Source organism: Pontibacillus salipaludis (genome assembly GCF_014642405.1).
GTDB lineage: Bacteria > Bacillota > Bacilli > Bacillales > BH030062 > Pontibacillus > Pontibacillus salipaludis.
Map to the genome: position 1 here is coordinate 17,620 of NZ_BMIN01000002.1, position 18,143 is coordinate 35,762.

Here is an 18,143-nt window from a genome sequence, read left to right on the forward strand (position 1 = left end):
CTATTCAATTCTTTAAAGGTATAAGGAATGGCGAAGACAATACTGGTCGTACTCCGCCATTTGATTCAAAATCTATTAGCTTCCCATTACGATAAATGCGATAACAACGCCGATGATTGGAATCGCCTCTACTAGTGCAACACCGATGAACATTGTTGTTTGAAGGGCACTACGTAGTTCTGGTTGACGAGCGATCCCCTCTACCGTACGACTTACGATTAATCCGTTACCAATACCAGCACCAAGTGCTGCTAGACCTACTGCGATTGCAGCTGCTAAAGCTCCCATTTGAAAATTCCTCCTCTAAGATATTAGATAATGCATTACTTAAATTTTATAAATTAATGGTCGTGACTCACTTTGTGAGACATATAAACCATTGTTAACATAACAAAGATAAAGGCCTGAATTGCGCCGACGAACACACTGAATCCTTGCCAAGCAATCATCGGAATCAGTCCGCCAAAGAATCCTCCTATACCAGAGGTCATCAATCCTGCCAGTAAACCTAAAAGAATTTCACCAGCGTAAATGTTACCAAATAAACGGAGTCCAAGTGTTAAGGTGTTAGCAAACTCCTCAATAATCTTAAGTGGTGCCAAGAAAGGCATTGGACGGAGAAAGTCTTTCCCGTACTCTTTTACCCCTTTGATCTTGATCCCGTAGTAGTGTGTAAGAACAACTACCATTGTTGCGAGTGTAAGTGCTAATCCAGGATCCGCGGTTGGAGATTTCCAATAAATCGTGTGATCAACACTAATCATTGTGATAACTCCAAGCATGTTTGAAACAAAGATGAACAGTAGCAAAGTTAATCCCAAAGGCAAAAATTGCTTCCCTGTCTTCCAGTCCATGTTGCTTCCAATGATCCCCTTCACGAAATCAATAACCCATTCCATAAAGTTCTGCATCCCTGTTGGCTTTCGTTTTAAGCTGGACGTTGCTGACACAGCCAAAATGAAAACGATAACAGCGCTGACAATAATCATTAGCACGTTGGACATATTGAAATCCAGCCAGGATATGCCAAGTACATCCGTAACCATAGGTTGTTTGTGATCCAAATTCTTCACCTCTCTTCCTTGGGCTAATCTTGTGTATCTCTAAATCTAGAGATTAAAAATTCTATCATAATAACAACGTACGTTGTCATTAATCCAATAACGACTGCAATTAAGTGGAAATGTTGTGAATATTGAAGTGCGATTAGAATGGCTAGACCTGCAGCAGCAAACCTTGAAAAGGTTCCTAAAGCCCGACTAGTTCGGTTCTCTGAAGCAGCTTGTCCCATATGATTAATCTTACGCTGCATTAGCCAGAGGTTAAAAAAACTAATAACAGCTCCAAGGAGCAAGCTCAAAAAAATGACCTGGTAGTCCGTAAACCCAGCACCGAGTACAATCAATGCGAGAAGGTATAACATCCATTTTCTTTGGCGGGTAATCATCTGTTGGAATTGTTGTGGCATGTTTAATCTTCTCCCGTGTATTTTCGCACTAAATAGATCGTGCCATATGTACCTGCGGCTAGTCCGGTGAAAAGACCTAGGATTAAAAAGAGTGGTGATGTGGTAAACTGGTTATCAAGCCAACGTCCAAAAAAAATTCCTACTAATGTGCATCCGGATAGTTGGGATAAGATCCCACTCGTTAATGCCATTGCTTTAAATGGATTATCGTTCGAGGCCATGAAAACAGCTCCCACCTAGTTTTCATAGATATCTTAAAAATTTTGTCGATTTATGAAAACCTTATCATTCCGCTTAAATTAGCATACAATAGGGGTTTTCTATTGTCAATCCGTTTGTGAAGAAAAGTCATCGCTGTAAAAATATGTGAGAACACATTCTTAATATCACAAATTCATTATTTCACAAGTGCACCCGTATTGTACACAAATCCCTTGCGGAAATCAAAAGTATTTTTTGGTTATGAAACGCTTACTCACTCTTCTATTTCGATACTGGTTACTTTGTGACGTTTTTGTGAATTTTTTTAATAGAGGCTGTTCCAAAAGTTACTACTAAAACTTTTGGAACAGCCTCTTTTTTATGGGGTCTATATTATATGGTAAAACACGTCGGAATTAGACGAATTTTGTTTTGGAGTTTTCTTCGTTCTTTTGGTGGTGAGTGACTGGACTTCGGATCGTTGTCGTGCGCTTTCTGGTCATGCTGGGTTGAGTTTGGGCCGTGCGTTCGGGCTTTCTGGCCGTGCGGAGATGGATTTGGGCCGTGGCGGCGAGTTTTCTGGCCGTGATCGTATGGATTTGAGCCGTCGCGGCGAGTTTTCTGGCCGTGCTCGCATGGATTTGAGCCGTCTTAGCAGATTTTCTGGCCGTGCTCGCATGGATTCAGGCCGTCGCGGCGAGTTTTCTGGCCGTAATCGTATGGATTTGAGCCGTCCCAGCAGGCTTTCTGGCCGTGCGGAGATGGATTTGAGCCGTCGCAGCAGGCTTTCTGGCCGTGCTCGCATGAATTTGATCCGTCCCAACAGGCTTTCTAGCCGTGCTCGCTTGGATTTAGGCCGTCGCGCCGAGCTTTCTGGCCGTGCGGAGATGGATTTGGGCGGTCCCAATCACGATCCGGCCCTTAAGTGAACAAAAGAGTCCCCTCCCCTCTTATTAAGGAAAGGTTTGACCAATTGTTATTGGTGTATCGAATGACTGTGTTACTCCGTCTTTTTTAACTGTTACAACGGCTAGGTAGGTTCCGTCTTGCCCGACTTCTTTTTCAGTAAGCGTTCCTTCTACTACGCCTCGTTCGACATCTTCGTTCATAAATAGCGGTCTAATATAGCGAAGCGTTTCTGGATCATATAAGTCCACTTCTAGGACGTCAGCTGCTAATGGGAGATAGAGTTTGTACTGATATTCTTCGTCTGAGAACGGCTTAAGTGTGAATTCCAGTCCCATGGCGCGTGGAAATTCTGCTTTTTTAGTTAGGGCTAAGTAAGGTAGTTGATAGGTTTTGTGATTATCTTTTAACTCAAGCCATCCTTGAACAAATGATTCATCCAGTTGTAAATTCCGCTGGTGGATCGATAATGAAATAGGGACGGTTTTCTTTTCGCCTGGTTGAAGTGCAAAACTCATGGGCAGTTGGAAACGGACTCCTTGTTCTTGTTTCGGGATCGTGAATCGGTAATCTTGTGTTTCGTCACTTGCATTTTCCACTGTAATTGTGGTTTCCCGCGTTTCAGTGTCGTCGAGTATTCGACCAAAGGCTAAACGACCATTATAAAGAATGGATGAAGGCTTGATCGCTTCAAGTGGTTCAATGCGCCCCATTCCTTGTGAAATGGGTTGAACGTTCTCACCGTTCTCTTCTTTTAGAACCGTAGCGGTTGAAAGGAGGGCTGCTTTTAGTTTTTCAGGGCCCCAATCAGGGTGCGCCTCTTTCAGTAAAGCTAGCGCCCCAGCGACATGCGGAGCTGCCATACTTGTGCCCTGCAGGTCTTTATAACCTCCTGGCACGGTGCTAGAAATGGCAACTCCCGGTGCGACGATATCGGGCTTAATGTCCCAATTCCATGTTACAGGTCCTTTTGAACTAAAGCTTGCAATTGTATCTTCATGCGTCTGGTACTTCGTATCGAGCCAGTTATTTGTATCCGCAATTTTTTTCTTGAGCCATTTGCCTTGTTGTTTCGTTAGAGAAGCGACAGGGATGGTCACTTCTCCTTCGATTGCCCCTTGTAGTTTCCCATCTTCATTATTGTAGATGAGGGCTGCTACGGCTCCGGCTTTTTGAGCCATCATAGCTTTTTCAGTAAACGTGATCTCTCCACGCTCAAGTAAAGCGATTTTACCACGAAGGTTGTTTGAGATTTGGATGTCAAGACCGGCCGAAGCAATCGAGTACGTTTTTTTAAGATCCCATGGAACTGAACCCATCATTGGTGCAACGGGGATTGCTTTACGGGAAAGAGAATCATAGAGGTATGGAATTTGAATGGGAGGCGTCGATGCTCCGACTGCAATGGACTTAACTGCTGTCGCGGGGGAACCGACCGTCCACTCGCCAGGACCTGAGTTGCCGTTTGAAATGACCATGGCCACGCCCATATCTACAGCTTGATTTACGGCGATACTTGTAGGCCAGTCTGGACCGTTCACAGAACTGCCCAGGGAGAGGTTGATAATATCCATTCCGTCTTCAACCGCCTGTTCGATCGCTGCAATAACTTGAACGGAAGAACCAATGCCACCCGGACCAAGGGCACGGTATCCATAAAGTTCGGCATCTGGAGCCATCCCTTTAAGCTTTCCATCGGCTGCAATAATACCTGCAACGTGTGACCCATGAAGCGTTGGCTCCCCTTGCGTTTCTAGTGTTTCCATCGGATCTTCATCAAGATCAACAACATCATATCCGCCTTTATAATTCTTCTTCAGATCAGGATGCGTGTAATCAATGCCTGTATCAATTACCCCAACCTTAACTCCTTTACCGGTGTAGGAAGTGGACCGAAATGGATCTTTGTCTTCTAAAACGAAAGGAACACTTTCATTGATATGTACCTGATAGGTTTGCTCAGGGAAAGATTGCTCTACGAAGTCTGACTTCTCTACCCGTTCTAAGTCACGAACCGTCCCTTTAAGAGCTAAGCCTTGAAGAAGCGTATCGTACACTTGAATGACTTCGACACGAGGGTGGTACTTTTCTATATACTCTTTCCACTTGTGTGCATCATCTTCGACCTCGATAATAATCGACTCCAGCTCACGCTTTCCTAACGCGATCTCGCCTGGAATATTCATCATAAATAGACCTGCAAGCATCAAAACCACAACAACCCTCTTCACAATTCCACCACCCTTTTATCCTATCTTCTGAAAGAACCCTCCACTTCATACATACAAAAACACTTTTGTGCTGTGCAGAGCTGCAGGGTGCCTGGCACGCTTTAGTGCTGTGCTGTAGTGCTGGGTGTCTGGCACGCTTTAGTACTGTGCAGTAACACTGGGTGTCTGGCACGCTTTAGTGCTGTGCTGTAACGCTGGGTGTCTGGCACGCTTTAGTGCTGTGCTGTAATGCTGGGTGTCTGGCACGCTTTAGGTGGGTAAAGAAAAAAGCAAGGGGCGCTTAGCCCTCTTGCTTTTTTGGTTAGTCGTCTTTGGTTGTGAATGGTTGTGGTTTTTCTTCTTGGTAGTTGAAGAAGTAACGCATGGCTTCGGCGATACGCGCTGATGCTTGGCCGTCTCCGTATGGGTTGGAGGCTTTGGCCATTGCTTCGTATGCTGTATCGTCTGAGAGCAATTCGTTTGCCATAGAGAAGATGTTTTCTTCGTCTGTTCCGGCAAGCTTCAATGTACCTGCTTTAATTCCTTCAGGACGTTCAGTTGTGTCACGAAGGACAAGGACTGGTACACCAAGAGAAGGCGCTTCTTCTTGAACGCCGCCACTGTCGGTCATGATCAGGTGGGATCTTGACGCGAAGTTGTGGAAGTCGATTACGTCTAACGGTTCAATTAAATGGATACGGTCATCGCTGCCTAAGATTTCGTTGGCTGCTTCTTGAACCGCTGGGTTTAAGTGAACCGGGTAAACCACTTCAACATCTTCATGTGTATCAACTAAACGCTTGATGGCTTTGAACATACCGCGCATTTTGTCACCTAGGTTTTCGCGACGGTGAGCCGTCACGAGCACAAGACGTTTATCTTTTGTCTTCTCTAGGATCTCATGTGCATAATCGTCTTTAACGGTTGTTTTCAGCGCATCAATCGCTGTGTTTCCTGTAACAAACAAGCTGTCTTCAGGTTTATTTTCATCCAATAGATTCTGCTTGGATTGATTCGTTGGTGTGAAATGAAGGTCGGCCATAACGCCTGTTAGCTGGCGATTCATTTCTTCTGGGAATGGAGAGTATTTATTCCAAGTGCGAAGTCCTGCCTCTACGTGCCCTACTGGGATCTGGTTGTAGTAAGCGGCAAGGCTTGCTGCAAATGTTGTTGTTGTATCACCATGCACAAGCACCACATCTGGCTTTGTTTCCTTCATAACGTTATCTAAACCTTCAAGCGCACGCGTTGTAATCTCTGCTAGAGTTTGACGCGATTTCATAATGTTCAGGTCGTAATCAGGGGCAATGCCAAAGATGTTCATCACTTGATCAAGCATTTCACGATGCTGGGCTGTCACGGTTACTATTGGTTCAAATTGGTCTGAACGTTTTTTTAGTTCCAAGACAAGAGGCGCCATCTTAATCGCTTCAGGTCTTGTCCCAAAAATCGTCATCACCTTAATTCGTTGGCTCATGTCGTTCACTCCAAACAAAACTTATTTCGTTCCGAACAGACGGTCTCCTGCGTCTCCTAAACCTGGTACGATGTAACCTTTTTCGTTCAGTTTCTCGTCCATTGCTGCAAGATAAATGTCTACATCAGGGTGTGCTGCATGAATTTCTTCTACACCTTCAGGCGCGCCTACTAGACACATCAGGCGAATTTGTTTAGCTCCACGCTTCTTAAGAGAATGGATTGCTTCGATCGCAGAACCACCTGTTGCAAGCATTGGGTCTACAACGATCATTTCACGTTCTTGAACGTCGCTTGGAAGCTTCACGTAATATTCAACTGGCTTCAGTGTTTCCGGATCACGATAAAGTCCTACGTGTCCTACCTTCGCCGCTGGAATAAGGTCTAAAATACCGTCTACCATTCCTAGTCCCGCGCGTAGAATTGGGATGATCGCAATCTTCTTACCTGAAATCACTTGAGATGTCGCTTCTGAAACGGGTGTTTGAATCGTTACTTCTTCTAATGGTAAATCACGTGTAATTTCAAACGCCATTAAAGCTGCTACTTCATCTACAAGTTCACGGAATTCCTTCGTTCCTGTTTCTGTCTTCCGTATGTACGTTAGTTTGTGCTGAATAAGAGGATGATCAAATACATATACCTTACCCATGAGCCGATCTCTCCTTTAATTGAATAGTTTGCATCCTTAAAATTGTACTGAATTATGGGATGCGTTTCAAGGTGATTTACACAATCTCTCGACAAAACATTCTAAAAGTTATTTGGCATTTGTGACGGTTTTGTGAATTTTTTCTACTATTAAATAGGCGATACATTTTCCTTCTTAGTTTACCACAAGGTTTACTGTTTCATGAGCGAAAAGGTTCCTCTATAATTTTGTAATAGAATAGGAATAAAAAGGAGAGAACTGAATGCCGATTACTCAAGCTAACCCTCAAGATGCAGAAGCCATTTTACGATTACAGAAAGAAGCCTATCTTCAAGAGGCTAAACGGTATAACGACTATACTATACAACCCCTTACTCAAACGCTTGATCAAGTGAGAGCCGATTTTGAAGAGGCTTTTATTCTAAAGTATGTACATAACAATCAAGTGATCGGTTCTGCTCGTGCTAAGAAAGAGGGAGGAACGTGTCACATCGGAAAAGTCATGGTTCACCCTGATTTTCAAAAACAAGGCATCGGACGTGCGCTTATGAACGAGATTGAACGTCAGTTTGCAGGCTGCACGTTTGAACTATTCACAGGGAGTAAGAGCCGTGAGAATATTACGTTCTATGAAAAGCTTGGCTATGTAGGTTATAAAGAAGAAAAGCTTCCACGGGAAGATACTGTCTTTTTATTTATGAGGAAGTAGATAACGCTCAAGAAAATACCAGGCGCCAAAGGATAGTACATCAACACCCTCCCCTTCTCCCCATGAGCAACTAAAAGCACTCCAACTCTATAGAGTTGGAGTGTTTCTCGTTTCTATTCTTCTGTTTTGTTTAATAGTTTCTGCGCGAGGCCTGATAGGTTGTCGGTCGTGCCATGGATATCTTGGATGGCATCGACAATCAGATCGAGGTCTTCTTTATTTCGGTTGAACATGTCTACGTACTGGTTCATTTCCATCTTCACAGTAGCCAATCCGTTCGTTACTTGCTTCATATCTGTTTGAGACTGTTTCGTAGAGGCATTCATTTCTTGCATGGAAACTTGGAGCGTTTGAATGTTTTCGTTGCTTTCGTTTGTGATCGTATTAATTTGATTACTCATTTGCTTTGAGTTCTCCGCTAATTTACGAACTTCTTCAGCCACGACAGCGAATCCTTTCCCACTCTCCCCAGCACGAGCTGCTTCAATCGATGCGTTTAAAGCAAGGAGGTTGGTCTGATCGGCAATGCCCTCAATTTGGTTTGTGATCGACGTGATCTGTTGGGAAAGATGATCAAGCTTCTCCATCGTTGCCATGCTATTGTTAAACTGTTCCAAGACAGTTTGGAAAGAAGTAAGCATTTCGTTGACCTTATTGTCGTTCATTTCCGTTAACGAGATCAGATTCTGACTACTCTTCTGCGTATTCTCCGTGTCCTTACGAATGCGATCTGCTTTCTCAGAGGTTTCATTCATTGATGCGTCGGTCTGTTCCACAGAAGCAGCAACCTCCTGGCTGATTGCAACGAGTTCTCTGCGCAGAAGTTCATTTCGATCGTTCGCTTCATTCGCTTCTACCGCTTTCACAGCAAGGTAGTGATCTACGACGAGTTGACTGTCCAGGTTCATAATATTTGTTACGGCCACTAGGATATCCGATAGTTTATGAGGCTGATCCTGATAAGACTCAACCACTTTTGGAATAAGTAGATTGCTCAGTGCCGAATAGGTAGCTAAGAACCACGCGACCGGAAGCTCCACCCCGCCATGAGTACGTCCAATTCGCTTCCTCATGTTCAAATAGGCTTCATCTATGTTCCCAGAAAATGCACTATCAAAATACTCTACGAATACTTGCTTCAACCTATCGTGAGAACTATGATTCGTAGCAATCGCATTCAGACGAGGATGTGCATACAAATGCTCCAACACTTTATCTAAAAGTTGATCACTGAGCGCTAATACATCTGGTTTTACTTCCTTTAGCGTAGCAAGTTGCTTATCTGTTAAGCTCATATAACTTAAACGCCCAGCCAAGTCTTGATCCTCAACTGTTACTGGTGTGCCCATATCTGAATAGGCATCAATCGCCTCGAACCGTGCTGCTTGTCTCTTTTTTGTAAAAATACTCATCGTAATTCCCCCTTTATTCCTTCTTCTTATATCGGCTTTAGGTGGGGGAATCTTAATCATGGTTGCACATTTGGTATGGTGGGCCTGCGGCTGGGGGTTTTGTGAAAGTAGGTTTAGTTTTTTGGTGATGAGTACGTTGATTTTTGGTAATTGGGGGAGCTCTTTCGTAACTTTGCTCTCGGTTTGGTAAGTGTTGCTTCTGGTTTAGTAACTTCTCTTGAGGTTTTGGTAACTTCGAGGTCCTTTTTGGGAAATCCAGCCTCGCTTTAGTAAGTGCTGCGTCTGTTTAGTAACTTCTCTTGAGGTTTTGGTAACTTTGATGACCTTTTTGGGAATTCCGCTCTCGCTTTAGGAAGTGCTGCGTCTGTTTAGTAACTCTTCTTGAGGTTTTGGTAACTTCGAGGTCCTTTTTGGGAAATTCGTTCTCGTTTTAGTAAGTGCTGCGTCTGTTTAGTAATTCCTCTTGAGGTTTTGGTAACTTCGATGAAAGTTTTCGTAACTTCTCTCGACCTTTTGATAACTTCGAGGTCCTTTTTGGGAACTCCGCCCTCACTTTAGTAACTTCTATCACCTCTTTAGTAACTCCGCCCTCACTTTAGCAAGTTCTCCCCCTGCTTTCGTAACTGCTCCACCCTCTTCAACCATTAAAACTAAAACCGCCTCTCCCAAAGGGAAGAGGCGGTTCATTCATTTAAGCGTATAACTCAAAACGAGAGGTTAGGGCGAGCACGCGGTCGCGGGCTTCGGCTAGTTTGCCTTCGTCTTCGTGGTTGTTCAGGGTGAAGGCGATGATGGATGCGATCTCATCCATTTCTTCTTCTCCGAAGCCACGGGACGTAACGGCTGCTGTTCCGATGCGGATGCCGCTTGTGACGAATGGGCTCTCCGGGTCGAACGGGATTGTGTTTTTGTTTACTGTAATACCGATGTCATCAAGGGCTTGTTCAGCGACTTTACCAGTAAGGTTTAATGGACGTAGGTCTAGTAGAAGCAAGTGGTTGTCTGTTCCACCTGATACAAGACGGACGCCTTCTTTTTGCAGGGATTCGCCTAGGCGCTTGGCATTGCTGATGATGGACGCGGAGTAGTCCTTGAAATCATCTTGAAGCGCTTCTTGGAAGCTTACGGCTTTTGCAGCGATGACGTGCATGAGTGGGCCGCCTTGCATGCCCGGGAATAAGGATTTGTCGATTTTCTTAGCGTACTCTTCTTTACAAAGCACCATTCCACCGCGTGGGCCGCGAAGGGTTTTGTGCGTTGTTGTTGTAACGAAATCAGCATATGGAACAGGATTCGGATGATGGCCTGTAGCCACTAGTCCAGCAACGTGCGCCATATCTACAAGGAGGTAAGCTCCTACTTCGTCTGCGATTTCGCGGAATTTCTTAAAGTCGATGGAGCGAGGGTACGCAGAAGCACCGGCTACGATTAGTTTCGGTTGTACCTCGCGCGCTTTCTCGCGTACCGCTTCGTAGTCGATTTGTTCTGTTTCTTGGTCAACGCCGTAGTCCACGAAGTTGTAGAGTTTCCCACTGAAGTTGACAGGGCTGCCGTGTGTTAAATGGCCGCCGTGGTTTAGATTCATACCAAGGACAGTATCGCCTGGTTCTAACACAGCAAAATAAACCGTCATGTTCGCCTGAGCGCCGGAGTGTGGCTGAACATTGGCATGGTCTGCTCCGAAGAGTTTCTTCGCGCGGTCGCGAGCAAGATTCTCGGCGATGTCTACGTGTTCACAGCCGCCGTAGTAGCGTTTGCCAGGGTAACCTTCTGCATATTTGTTCGTTAATACAGATCCTTGAGCTTCCATAACCGCTTCAGAAACAAAGTTTTCTGATGCAATCAGTTCGATTTTCTCCTGCTGACGCGTTTTTTCGAGTTGAATGGCCTCCATAATCTCTGGATCAACTTGTTTTACGTGCTTCATGTGTACGTCCCCCTTTAAATTCGTTCGCCCTTCCTAATCACAGGTTACGGACGATTGTTGTTCTATTGTGTAAACTGCCCGGTTGCCACCAATTAACTTCGGACGTGATCTCACGGATGTCACGTGAGCCTCTCCGATTTCTTTTTGCTTAAACCTGACAGGTACAGCCACTTTCTTAATGTGCATGCCAATGAATGTGTCTCCAATGTCGATGCCGGCGTTGGCTATGATTTCTTCAACCACGACCGGATCATTCAGGTGATGATACGCATGCGTTGCCATCGAACCGCCTGCAGAACGGACCGGTATAACTGACACTTCTTCTAAACGGTGCTCGCGCATGACGTCTCTTTCTAGAACGAGCGCTCGATTGAGATGCTCACAGCACTGAAAGGCTATGTGAATCCCGCATTGCTCTTTGAGGCGCATGAGTTCTTCAAAAATATCCTCAGCAATACGTGCGCTTCCGCTTGTTCCGATATGTTCTCCTGCGACTTCGCTTGTGGAACAGCCCACAACGAATAGGTCGCCCTGTTTTAAGTATGAACTGTCGATCCACTCATCGACAATATGCTTTATGTCCTCTTTAACAGTTGTAGCCATGGAAGAATCACTCCCTTTAGTAGGATATCAGAGGCACAAAAAGGAGAAGTAAAAACACGTATGCTTTTCTTCCCCCTTCTCTCACTTTATGCTTCGTATTCAGTAATTTTAGAGACGCGGTTGGCGTGGCGTCCCCCTTCAAATTCCGCACTTAACCAAGTCTTCGCAATCTCGCGCGCAAGGCCTGGCCCAATGACACGCTCACCCATTGCAAGTACGTTAGAGTCATTGTGTTCACGCGTTACTTTAGCCGTGAATAGGTCATGAACAAGCGCACAGCGCACGCCTTTTACTTTGTTTGCAGAAATGGACATACCAATGCCTGTTCCGCAAATTAAAATGGCACGATCAAATTCGCCGTTGGCTACGCGCTCGGCTGCCGGAATTCCGTAGTCTGGATAGTCGACAGAACCTTCACAGTCACATCCGATATCTTCAAATTCAATGTTCATTTCTTCTAATAGACTTGTTACTTCTTTACGAATGTTCACGCCTCCGTGATCTGACGCTACGATTACTTTCATGGTGATCATCCCTTCTCTTATTCTGTAATTCGAAATCGATGGATTTGTTGCCTTAATCCGTCCGCTTGTTCACCCAGTGCATGAGCGATTTGATCAATTGATTCAATCAACTCGGTCTGATGCTGTACTGTGGAACTGGCTTGGAGTGTTCCGGCTGAGGTTTCTTCTGCGATGGCTGAGACTTCCTGAGATTGAATGGCTGTCGATTGGAGCGATGCCAGCTGTTGATCAACGAGTGCAGAAATCTCTTGAACCGCTAGTGCTACTTCATTTACAGACGTAGACATATCCGCAATTGTCCGGTTCGTTTCCTCGCCCCTGTTTGCTTCCTGGCGAGCGAATTGAACCTGGTTGTTAATTTTATGAACGACCTGGGAGACGTCTTTTTGCATCGTTTGAATGAGATCTGATATCCCTTTAACTGCTTTCCCGCTTTCATCAGCAAGTTTCCTTACTTCTTCTGCTACAACAGCAAAACCTTTCCCGTGTTCTCCTGCTCGTGCTGCTTCAATTGAAGCATTTAATGCAAGTAAGTTCGTCTGCTCGGCGAGGTTTCCAACAAGGGAAATAATGTCTTCTACTTTCTTCGCGTTCGTTTCCATTCGTTCAACCGCTTCTAAAGACAGTTCCTGTTCCTCTGCAATCGACTGAATGCCTTCAACAAGAGAATACACCACTTTCTCGCTTTCATTCAATGTCGTAATCATGTGAGTGGACATATCTTGAGAGAGCTTGGCCTTGTTTTGTACCATGGTTGCAAGTTCTGTTGTTTCTTCAATCGCTTCGGCGGTTTGCTGAATGGCTACAGAAGAGTTCTCGGAGCCTTCAGAGATTTCATCGATCGTCTCCGAAATGAGCCGCGCTTGGTTCGTCGCTTGCTCGGTCGCCTCTTTAATGGCTGTTACCGATTTGTTCGTTTCGCCAAAATTGTGGTCGATATTATGTACCATGCCTCTCAAATTGGTCATCATCGTTCCAAAAGCCGTGCCAAGGGAGCGGATTTCATCGTCTGATTTAGATACAGCGACTTCGTCCGTGATATCCCCAAGAGCTGCTTTGGCTGCGATCTGTTCCAATTTAAGAAGAGGCTTTGTGATAAAACCTGCCGCCACATAGGCAAGGATCCCTGACCAGAGAATGCCTAAAGCGAACGTGATCAACGTAAAAGGAACGACAGAAATGCCGATGGTATCCTTAATCCGATCATAGAGTACATAGATAAACCACGCACTCGTTGAATACGTAATCACCGCAAGCGTTGTAATGAACACAACGAGCTTTAACCGAAGACTAAACCGATATTTCTTTTTCTCCTCCAAACCTGCCATCCCCTTACAAATCCTTTGTCCTACTTATTGTCTAATTTTTTGATAAGAAGTTCAACATGTTTTTCAATTTCTGTAAGCGTTTTTTCATACGTATCTATGTCTCCTCCAAATGGATCGGAGATGTCTGAATTTGGGAGGTTGGCTTCAATTTCACGAATAAGCGAAATCTCTTCATTTAAGTGTTGGATAAGGGCTTGTTCAAGCTCTTGTGGCGAGTTATATTTTTCACGATTTTTTTGTAAAAAGACGGCCTTTTTATCTTCTAACGTAGAATAGGCTTCTTTCAATTGCTGCCATTGATTGTGATCATTTTGAAGAACATATTCCTTTAACGTGAACACGTTATCTTCATAGCGTGGATATTCCATCACGACGCTTTGCTTGTGCTGAGCGGTCATTGTCAGGACAATATTTGCCCATCTCATCAGGTCTTCAGAAAGAGGTTGCGATTCATGATTCAACGCAATTCCTTTCTTCTTTAACACCTCTTCGGTACCTTTAGAAGCTTTCGAGCCCTTGTGAGCAAAGATCCCAGCAGATCTCACTTCAATGTCTTCATGCTTTTCTCTTAACAATGCCTCTGCCATCGGACTTCTGCACGTATTCCCCGTGCACACAAACAAAATATGCTTCATTCTCAAACCTCCACTACTTGTGCTAATCTTACCTGCATTATAACATATCCACCCGGCTCTCGTCGGTGAGAGAAATCTTTTAAAAACACTCCTTTACTCAGCCAGAGTAAAGGAGTGTTTTTAGGTACGAAGGTTAAAATTCGTGAATCGTTTCTCCGTTTTTATTTTTGTACTCCAATGTATTACGGCGCCCGTCTCCTCTTGAAGGGTTGTCGACTCTCTTGATGGTAAGCCCGACTCCTTTATAAAAAGGAAACGCAGCCACAAAATTTCCTTCAAGATCAATCTTCCAGTTCCCTTCTGTATCAATAAAGCCATGCTGAATCCCTGTAAATGCGTGAGCTAATCCATCAACATACCAGCTAATCTTATCAAATTTCATATCGACTACCATATGACCACCTTTGTTGATGACCCCGCATTTCTGATCCATACAAACCGTAGCATGCCCGTCATGGAAAGGGAAAGCTCGGTCATATTGAGGTTCGATCTTCATGGTGCCCTCTTTGTCGACAAAACCATATTGTCCATCCACGCTCACTGGAGCTACGCCCTCCGAGAAGCCATATCCCTTTTCAAACGTTTGCCCCATGACCTGTTCCCCGTTCGTATCAATATACTGGTACTGCCCATTTTTTATCACAAGAGCCACGCCATCATTAAAGTGGTAGGCTTCATCAAGGGTAGGATCAATGACCATGTCACCGCTTTTGTCGATATATCCCCATTGATCATCTTTAAAGACAGGGGCATACCCATCTTTAAAATCTTTTGCAGATCGGTATTGAGGGGGGATGACAAGTTCTCCTTCTTGGTTAATAAAGCCATGTGCGCCTTCGGTATAGACAAGGGCACGCTCGTTGTAAAATGGACGAGCTGCATCAAAGGTTGGTTCAATCGCCCACTCCCCCTCTTTATTGATAAACCCAAAAGATTTCGGTTCACCAGGCTCTCCTGTTATTACGGGAAACAGGACTCCATTAAAATAATAACTTTCCATGAGGTGTTCTGGACCTCGGCCATATATCCCAGCATTCGGTTCAATTTGAGACATAAGATAGGCACCATCATATTCGGTCTCTAGAACCAACTCACCAGCTCCGTTCACGAACCCTAATTGAGATTTCTCATCCAATGTAAAATAAAGCGTGTCCTTTGAAGTAATCTGGCTATAAATGAAAAATGCAGCGCTCATCAGGACAACTAGAATCCCGGCTATGAGCCATGTGATCTTTGGCCGTTTAAAGCTTTTTCGTTCCGTTTTCTCCGAAAATAAAAACGGATCCTCTGACTCCGCTTCTTGCCGAATAGGGAGTGTGGGCACACTCTCTACCGTTGTTTCGTTTGATGGTTCTGGACTTGTTTCTTCCTGCCTCTTTTTAGGTGTTTCGTATGTATGTTGTTGAGGTTCAAAATCGAACATTGATTCTTCGTTTTTATGTTGTATGTATTCCTGGTGCTGTTTACACTTCTCACACGTCTCCCCCTTTTCAACCGGGGTACCACAGTTCTTACACTCTCCCACCACTTCACCTCCACAATTTTCCTATGTCTATTACTATTGTAGCAGGAAGTGGGGTGCTTTTTCGAAAATTATCCTCTTGTAGTTGTGCAAAAAAAGGGGGGGCGTACGTTAAATGAGCGCTCGGGGGTGTCTGGGGAACGGCTCGCTTTCCGCGGGCGAGCTGTCGAGCCTCCTCGTTCGCTAGCGCTCTCTGTGGGGTCTCGTCGACCTCTTTCTCCCGCAGGAGTCTCCCCATTCCCCAGACACCCCAGACTGTAGTTTTACGAACGCCCCACAAATTTGAAGACCAGTGGAAGTGACAAAATTGCTCCATATGGCATGTTCACGTTACTACTAGAAATCGCAAAGGTGGTTCGGGAAATTGCGAGACTCCTGCGGCAGTAAGAGCCTCGGGGAGACCCCGGAAAGCGCGTAGCGATTGAGGAGGCTCCCCAGCTCGCCGCGGAAAGAGAGTGATTTCCCGAACCACCTTACACCTAATCAAAGCAAACGGGAACATTCTCTCAGTTTCGAAACTTGCGATAAAAAAGCCGCCCGAAACTAGTTCGGACGACTTCATATATTATACAGCGCAGCGGTTTGGACCGACTTCCATTTCGCGTCGTTCGTCTGCGTCTGGTTGTTTTTTACCCATGTTTGTTTTACGGATTTCTTCGTGACTGTTCGGCTGAGGCGGAAGGTTATCCGTTACGAGATGACGGAATTCACTTTCATCCTCAACTTGTAGACGATCATTTTTCTTATAAAGGTCTTCAAGCTTGGCTTGAACAGTACCTTCTTCATTGATCTCTTCCATCTTACCAAAGTGAGCCGGGAGCACGGTTAGGTTCTGGGAAACCTCTTTGTAGCGGCTGTAAAGCGTTTGGCGAAGGTCTTCTACCCAGTCCTCTGCTTTCCCTGCAAGGTCTGGACGTCCGATGGATTGAACGAACAAAATGTCTCCCGTTAGCAGGTATTCCTGATCAACGATGAAGCTTGTGCTTCCGATTGTGTGGCCTGGAGAATAGAATGCAGCAATCGTGACATCGCCGACTGAGATTTCCTTGCCATCTTCTAGAGCGCTATAAGAAAATTCAACTCCTACATCATCCTGTTTCGGGAACCAATACGTGGCACCGTTATGATCAGCTAACTCCTTACCGCCTGAGATGTGGTCAGCGTGTAGGTGCGTATCGAGTACATGTTTAATCGTGACATTTTGCTTTTTAGCGAACTCTTCATAGTGACCCGTCATGCGGTTCGCATCGACTACAGCAGCTTCTCCGTTCGCAATGATCATGTAGGATAGGCAACCCTTTCCAAGACGAAGGAATTGATACAGTTCACCTTTTCCGTTAAGGTCACCAATCTTGACGGGTTCAAGGTGTTCACTCCAAGAAGTCATGCCTCCTTCAAGGTACGTTACTTCCTCAAGACCTGCTTCTTTTAGAATGTCGACTGCTTTTTGTGAAGATATACCTCGGGCGCAGACGACGTATACAGGCTGATCGTTTGGAAGCTTCTCTTTTACATCACCTGGGTCGCTCTCGAGCTGTTTGAACGGGATATTCAGACTTCGAACATTGCGGCCTTCAACGGCCCACCCTTCGTAGTCTTCTTCTTTTCGAATATCTAATAGAAACACTTCTTCATTGTTTAAAATCTTCTTCGCTAATACATCGACTGTCAATGGTTGTAGTGCCATTTAAACCCCTCCTGTTCATAATTAGAAAAGAATGTCCCACCAAATTTTGATGGCTGTACCGATAATGAGTACGGCAAGAATCGTTTGTAGCACTTTCGTATTGGCTTTCTTCCCGGCTTCTGCTCCAAGTTGAGAGGTGATGATGCTCGCAATAGCTATTGACAATGCGGGCATGATGGGGACATCACCAGAGAACAGTTTGCCTGTCACAGCACCGATGGATGAGATGAATGTGATCGCCAGTGAGGAAGCAATCGTCATCCGGGTCGGTATGTGAAGGATGCTTAGCATAATCGGAACGAGCAAAAATGCCCCACCTGCTCCGACGATTCCGGCTCCAATTCCGACAAGAAAGGCGGAAATAGAGGCGATCCATTTGTTGAAATCAGGATGATCGCTCCCCTCTTCCTCTTCGTGAGTGGGGATGAACATCATCGCTACGGCTATGAGGGCAAGGACGCCGTAGACAATATTGACGACTTTTTCAGATAAGTAAGAGGCACCAAATCCTCCTAATAAGCTACCGAGGAGGATGCTTATTCCCATGTAGAGAATTAACTTCTTGTGAAGGTAGTTCCCTTTTCGGTACCCCCATACGCCCCCAAATGATGCAACGAAAACCTGAACAGCGACAATGCCCGCGGCCGCATGAGCGCTAAATGCTGCAAAACCGAGAAGTGGCGGGATGTAAAGCACCATCGGATAGTTAACAATAGCGCCACCAATGCCTACTAAACCAGACACGAAAGAACCTACAAGTCCAATAACAAATACCGTGATCAATAATGACCATTCCATACAACTAGCACCTCTTTACCTGCCACAGCTTCTCTCTTAGTCTGCAATCCCCGTCCACTTTTTATCCTTAAAATTACCTTCCCAA

The 18,143-nt window shown here is 45.1% G+C and carries 17 protein-coding genes; 1 reads left to right on the top strand and 16 read right to left on the bottom strand.

Annotated elements, in window-relative coordinates; genetic code table 11:
• Nucleotides 1-75: 75 nt before the first annotated feature.
• From atpE to upp, 7 genes are all read right to left on the bottom strand, one after another.
• A complete protein-coding gene (gene atpE / locus IEW76_RS02310) occupies nt 76-288 on the bottom strand; it encodes a F0F1 ATP synthase subunit C (protein WP_188650544.1) in 213 nt (70 codons plus the stop codon).
• Between the two features lie 53 nt (nt 289-341).
• The gene (gene atpB / locus IEW76_RS02315; protein ID WP_188650546.1) at nt 342-1,064 is read right to left on the bottom strand and encodes a F0F1 ATP synthase subunit A; all 723 of its coding nucleotides are present in this window, start codon (nt 1,062-1,064) and stop codon (nt 342-344) included.
• 23 nt (nt 1,065-1,087) lie between these two features.
• A complete protein-coding gene (locus IEW76_RS02320) occupies nt 1,088-1,468 on the bottom strand; it encodes an ATP synthase subunit I (RefSeq protein WP_188650548.1) in 381 nt (126 codons plus the stop codon).
• 2 nt (nt 1,469-1,470) lie between these two features.
• On the bottom strand, nt 1,471-1,689 hold the full coding sequence (locus tag IEW76_RS02325) for an AtpZ/AtpI family protein (protein ID WP_036779991.1): 219 nt from the start codon (nt 1,687-1,689) through the stop codon (nt 1,471-1,473).
• 933 nt (nt 1,690-2,622) lie between these two features.
• On the bottom strand, nt 2,623-4,806 hold the full coding sequence (locus IEW76_RS02330) for a S8 family serine peptidase (protein WP_308422030.1): 2,184 nt from the start codon (nt 4,804-4,806) through the stop codon (nt 2,623-2,625).
• 301 nt (nt 4,807-5,107) lie between these two features.
• Complete coding sequence (gene wecB / locus IEW76_RS02335; RefSeq protein ID WP_188650551.1) at nt 5,108-6,262, bottom strand: non-hydrolyzing UDP-N-acetylglucosamine 2-epimerase; 1,155 nt, start codon at nt 6,260-6,262, stop codon at nt 5,108-5,110.
• Nucleotides 6,263-6,283: 21 nt separating this feature from the next.
• Nucleotides 6,284-6,913 carry a uracil phosphoribosyltransferase gene (gene upp, locus IEW76_RS02340; protein ID WP_036779997.1) on the bottom strand — a complete coding sequence of 210 codons (630 nt, stop codon included), beginning with the start codon at nt 6,911-6,913 and terminating at the stop codon, nt 6,284-6,286.
• 262 nt (nt 6,914-7,175) lie between these two features.
• Here upp and IEW76_RS02345 point away from each other — a divergent pair, with 262 nt between their 5' ends.
• On the top strand, nt 7,176-7,622 hold the full coding sequence (locus tag IEW76_RS02345) for a GNAT family N-acetyltransferase (RefSeq protein ID WP_188650553.1): 447 nt from the start codon (nt 7,176-7,178) through the stop codon (nt 7,620-7,622).
• Nucleotides 7,623-7,735: 113 nt separating this feature from the next.
• Here IEW76_RS02345 and IEW76_RS02350 read toward each other — a convergent pair whose 3' ends face one another.
• The 9 genes from IEW76_RS02350 to IEW76_RS02390 form a co-directional block, all read right to left on the bottom strand.
• The gene (locus tag IEW76_RS02350) at nt 7,736-9,034 is read right to left on the bottom strand and encodes a globin-coupled sensor protein (protein WP_188650555.1); all 1,299 of its coding nucleotides are present in this window, start codon (nt 9,032-9,034) and stop codon (nt 7,736-7,738) included.
• Nucleotides 9,035-9,725: 691 nt separating this feature from the next.
• A complete protein-coding gene (glyA, locus tag IEW76_RS02355) occupies nt 9,726-10,961 on the bottom strand; it encodes a serine hydroxymethyltransferase (protein WP_188650556.1) in 1,236 nt (411 codons plus the stop codon).
• A 33-nt stretch (nt 10,962-10,994) separates the two neighbouring features.
• Nucleotides 10,995-11,564: a TIGR01440 family protein gene (locus tag IEW76_RS02360; RefSeq protein ID WP_188650558.1), complete on the bottom strand. Its 570-nt coding sequence runs from the start codon at nt 11,562-11,564 to the stop codon at nt 10,995-10,997.
• 86 nt (nt 11,565-11,650) lie between these two features.
• Complete coding sequence (gene rpiB / locus IEW76_RS02365) at nt 11,651-12,088, bottom strand: ribose 5-phosphate isomerase B (RefSeq protein WP_188650560.1); 438 nt, start codon at nt 12,086-12,088, stop codon at nt 11,651-11,653.
• A gap of 17 nt (nt 12,089-12,105) precedes the next feature.
• Nucleotides 12,106-13,416, bottom strand: coding sequence for a methyl-accepting chemotaxis protein (locus tag IEW76_RS02370; RefSeq protein WP_188650562.1), 1,311 nt, complete (start codon nt 13,414-13,416; stop codon nt 12,106-12,108).
• Nucleotides 13,417-13,436: 20 nt separating this feature from the next.
• On the bottom strand, nt 13,437-14,051 hold the full coding sequence (locus tag IEW76_RS02375; protein WP_188650564.1) for a low molecular weight protein arginine phosphatase: 615 nt from the start codon (nt 14,049-14,051) through the stop codon (nt 13,437-13,439).
• A 133-nt stretch (nt 14,052-14,184) separates the two neighbouring features.
• Nucleotides 14,185-15,576 carry a WG repeat-containing protein gene (locus tag IEW76_RS02380; RefSeq protein WP_188650566.1) on the bottom strand — a complete coding sequence of 464 codons (1,392 nt, stop codon included), beginning with the start codon at nt 15,574-15,576 and terminating at the stop codon, nt 14,185-14,187.
• 562 nt (nt 15,577-16,138) lie between these two features.
• The gene (locus IEW76_RS02385) at nt 16,139-17,260 is read right to left on the bottom strand and encodes an MBL fold metallo-hydrolase (protein WP_188650568.1); all 1,122 of its coding nucleotides are present in this window, start codon (nt 17,258-17,260) and stop codon (nt 16,139-16,141) included.
• Between the two features lie 21 nt (nt 17,261-17,281).
• Nucleotides 17,282-18,058 carry a sulfite exporter TauE/SafE family protein gene (locus IEW76_RS02390; protein ID WP_188650570.1) on the bottom strand — a complete coding sequence of 259 codons (777 nt, stop codon included), beginning with the start codon at nt 18,056-18,058 and terminating at the stop codon, nt 17,282-17,284.
• Nucleotides 18,059-18,143: the final 85 nt, after the last annotated feature.